The 396-nt window shown below is 66.3% G+C and carries 1 protein-coding gene; it reads left to right on the top strand.

Annotated features, from left to right (window positions below; all coding sequences use genetic code 11):
- The coding region (locus AB4Z37_RS33010) for a two-partner secretion domain-containing protein (protein ID WP_441520886.1) at positions 1-396 on the top strand (396 nt) is incomplete at both ends.

The raw sequence follows: 396 nt of genomic DNA, 5'->3' as shown, positions 1-396 counted from the left end.
GTCGGTGCGCGCACCACGCTGACCTTCGACCAGCAGGGCAATGCCGGCTGGACGGCGCTGAACCGCGTGACCGGGAATGTCGGCCCGAGCCAGATTCTCGGCAACATCCGTGCCAGTGGCCAGGTGCTGGTGATCAACCAGAACGGCATCATTTTCGGCGGCGCGAGCCAGGTCAATGTCGGCTCGCTGATCGYGTCCACCGCCAACATCACCGATGCCCAGTTTCTGACGAAGGGCATCTATTCCACCCAGAGCGGCGTCAGCTATACGCCGAGCTTCTCCGGCGCGGGCGGCCGCGTCGTCGTCGAGAAGGGGGCGCTGCTGACGACCAATCCGCCGACGTCGGTCACGGCCGGCGGCGGCTTCGTCGCGCTGCTCGGCACCGAGGTGAACAAT

The organism is Bradyrhizobium sp. 2TAF24, from assembly GCF_052115025.1.
In the GTDB taxonomy this organism is placed as follows: domain Bacteria; phylum Pseudomonadota; class Alphaproteobacteria; order Rhizobiales; family Xanthobacteraceae; genus Bradyrhizobium_A.
Note: the sequence above shows the minus strand (reverse complement) of the source record. Positions and strands in the feature narration are given on the sequence as shown.